This is a genomic window from Flavobacteriales bacterium (assembly GCA_013001705.1).
In the GTDB taxonomy this organism is placed as follows: Bacteria; Bacteroidota; Bacteroidia; order Flavobacteriales_D; family JABDKJ01; genus JABDLZ01.
In genome coordinates, this window is record JABDLZ010000053.1 from 1 (window position 1) to 2913 (window position 2913).

Sequence of the window (2913 nt, forward strand, 5' to 3'; positions counted from 1 at the left end):
TCTCAAGCCAGGGTCTTGCAGTAGAACCTTGCCGAAATCCTTTTCCGTAGTATGGTCCCCATAGATATCTGCATGGTCGAATACCTGAAGGCCGAGGTCCAGACATCCCCGTATGAATCTATCGCACTCAGAAGTGGAGAACCCTTTCCCCCAGGCACCTAAGCGCATGGTACCGATGATCAGTGACGGGTGACCGAGTGCATTTTCCATTTGAGCGAATTATAGGTAAATTTCAGGGACTTCGCTGTATCTGCAATTGAATCCATACCGCGGAGTGACAGATAGATTTGTCCAAGAACTATGCGTAAGATAGCTCCATTGGTCATCGGTATGACCGTGTTCGTTTTCTTCTTTGCTATGACCCCGATCCTAGGAATGGAATATGGGTTCATCAACGCTTTGTTCCTTATCGGGAATGTTATGGTCATATATATGGTCTATGCGGTACTCCGTTTTGGGGAGGCTCCTAAAGAGAAGTTCGATGACGGCTACTGGTACAGCGATATCGACCGCTCTTTTACCGCAGATGAGAGCGAGGCATGATTGCCTTCAAGGACGCATCTTGGGACGCTTTTCGTCCCAATACTCCTTCATTTGGATGACCTCTTCACGCACTTGATTGGCAAATCCCTCTGGGTCACCGATGAACTGCGTATGATCCACCGGACTCCCAAATGCGATATGGATCGGTCCCGGATGGATGACCATCGACCCTGATGCCATCACCTCTCTTGCTCCCGATACCGCCACAGGGACCACATCTACTCCTGCCTCCAGAGCCAAGGCAAAGAGTCCCTTCTTGAATCGTTTGATGTCACCATCCTTGGTGCGTGTGCCTTCGGGAAAGGAGATGACGTTCTTCCCGTTGCGTATCAGTCCGGCTGCCTTGGTAAGACTCGCTTGGGCTCGCTCCCTGTTCTTCCGGTCGATGAAGATCATCCCCAGTGCCGCGATCACCCAGCCTACGATAGGGGTGTACTTCAATTCCTTCTTTGCGATGAAATGAAGATTCTTCGGATAGTTCATATAGATAGACTGCGTATCCATGTGTGATTCATGGTTCGAAGCAAACACATAGACCTTGTCATAATCCAGCCGTTCAAGACCGCTACAGGTGGGTGTGAATCCAAGCAGGACATGGAAGCCCCGGCAGTAGATGTTTTTCACTACCCAATGGCCTGCCTTGGGGCTGAAACTGAAGAGAGCCACGAGAGTGGCTAGCGATCCAGCAATGACCAACCAACTTAGCAGTAGGATATGCTGGAGCACTCTCAGGGGAAAGAGAAGGATCTTCTTCATGCGGGCCTAAATTAGTCCTTCCATCAACTCGAGCGCCTTTCTGACTCGGATGCGTATCGAGCCTTTTTCGTGCTCGGACAATTCCTCCATCATTGCTCGGACTTCCTGATAGAGTTCAGGATAATTCTGGATGATTCGGAATAGCACGGTGATAGAGAAGGCTCGTATGGCGATCGGTTCTTTGGGATCACGGATGAAAGCGATACAGATATCCGTCATTAGGGCTTCGCGACTTTCAGGTATCGGGCTGTATTGGAAGATATCGATCGTACATCGCTTGGCCATGATATCTTCCTCATCAGGCAATCGGTCGATCAGCTTTTCGGCCTCCTTTTCTAGGGGCATCCATTTCTTTTGCTGGGCCGCCCGGGCCAGAATCCAAGCGATGGTACCCCGCCTACGTAGAGGTGCTTTGGACATTCTATCGACCAGTTCGGAAAAGAGGTTGAAGGTCTCACAGAGCTGAAGTGAGGCATCGATATTGGCCCTACCTCTGCGCTCATCAGAAGCAGCTAATAGCTCCTCTAAATCGTCCCAAACTGTAGAACTATATTTGCGCCCATTATGGCCGGACATTTCCATCAATTGAAGATAAAAGAAGTCAGGAGAGAAACCCCGAGTACGGTGAGTATCGCACTTGAGATTCCTGATCATTTGAGAGACGAATTCCACTTTGATGCCGGTCAATACATCACCTTTAAGGAGACTTTGGATGGTGAAGAATTGCGAAGATCTTACAGTCTCTGCTCAGCACCGGGTGATGGTGAATGGAGGGTGGCGGTCAAAGAAGTTCCGGATGGCCGATTCTCCAGATGGGTCAACCGCGAATGGGGTCACGGCAGGGTAGTGGATACCATGCCACCCATGGGCAATTTCGTCATACCCACTTTTGTCGGGCACCATGTAGGACTGGCAGCCGGAAGTGGGATCACGCCTATGATCAGTATCATCAAGAGTCTGCTCCAAAGTTCTGATGATGCACGATTCACCTTGTTCTATGGGAACAAGAATTACGATGAGATCATCTTCAGAGAAGAACTCGATCGATTGAAGACACGCTTCGATGGCAGACTTGAGGTGGTGCATGTGTTGAGTCAGGAACAACGACCGGGTTATGGTCATGGAAGATTGGATATCGCCCGTTTGGATTCGCAGATCGCTCAAGGTCTTGATGTCCTCTCTGTTCGCGCATTCTATCTCTGCGGTCCCAGCGAGATGATATTCTCTATGAAGGAACATCTGGAACAGAAGGGTGTATCTACCGAGCGCATCCGTTTCGAGCTCTTCTCGGCTCCTGCTCCAGGCGCTGACGATTCAGAGCAAAAGACCGAGGTTCCTTCCAGTGATGGATTGGTCAATACTTACATCTTGGATGGTGAGAGATTCGAAGTGGAAGTGAAGGATACGGACATGACAATCTTGGACATCGGTCTGGATCACGGTATAGATTTACCCTTTGCCTGCCAAGGCGGAGTCTGCTGCACATGCCGAGCGCAGGTGCTGGAAGGGGAAGTAGATATGCGCCAGAATTTCTCACTCAGCTCCAGTGAGGTCGAGGAGGGATTCGTTCTCACTTGCCAGAGCTATCCCAAAGGCGGTTCCGCCACGCTCGAT

At 50.2% G+C, this 2913-nt stretch carries 5 protein-coding genes; 2 read left to right on the forward strand and 3 right to left on the reverse strand.

Going from position 1 to position 2913, the window contains the following annotated elements; translation table 11 throughout:
- The coding region (locus HKN79_01950; GenBank protein NNC82313.1) for an oxidoreductase at positions 1-210 on the reverse strand (210 nt) is incomplete at its 3' end.
- Positions 211-300: 90 nt separating this feature from the next.
- Between HKN79_01950 and HKN79_01955 the strand changes: the two genes are divergently transcribed.
- Positions 301-543 carry a hypothetical protein gene (locus HKN79_01955; GenBank protein NNC82314.1) on the forward strand — a complete coding sequence of 81 codons (243 nt, stop codon included), beginning with the start codon at positions 301-303 and terminating at the stop codon, positions 541-543.
- Positions 544-549: 6 nt separating this feature from the next.
- Here HKN79_01955 and HKN79_01960 read toward each other — a convergent pair whose 3' ends face one another.
- The gene (locus HKN79_01960) at positions 550-1299 is read right to left on the reverse strand and encodes a 1-acyl-sn-glycerol-3-phosphate acyltransferase (protein ID NNC82315.1); all 750 of its coding nucleotides are present in this window, start codon (positions 1297-1299) and stop codon (positions 550-552) included.
- A 6-nt stretch (positions 1300-1305) separates the two neighbouring features.
- Positions 1306-1875, reverse strand: a complete 570-nt coding sequence (locus HKN79_01965) for a hypothetical protein (protein NNC82316.1) — start codon at positions 1873-1875, stop codon at positions 1306-1308.
- On the opposite strand from HKN79_01965, the gene HKN79_01970 reads away from it, so the two are divergent.
- Positions 1864-2913: 2Fe-2S iron-sulfur cluster binding domain-containing protein (locus HKN79_01970; protein ID NNC82317.1), on the forward strand; the 1050-nt coding region annotated here is incomplete at its 3' end. The two genes, HKN79_01965 and HKN79_01970, sit on opposite strands and share 12 nt — an antisense overlap.

Excerpts from the sequence above, each read along its gene's own strand:
- HKN79_01955 (NNC82314.1), top strand. The coding sequence starts at position 301 with ATGCGTAAGATAGCTCCATTGGTCATCGGTATGACCGTGTTCGTTTTC.
- HKN79_01965 (NNC82316.1), bottom strand. The coding sequence starts at position 1,875 with ATGTCCGGCCATAATGGGCGCAAATATAGTTCTACAGTTTGGGACGAT.
- HKN79_01960 (NNC82315.1), bottom strand. The coding sequence starts at position 1,299 with ATGAAGAAGATCCTTCTCTTTCCCCTGAGAGTGCTCCAGCATATCCTA.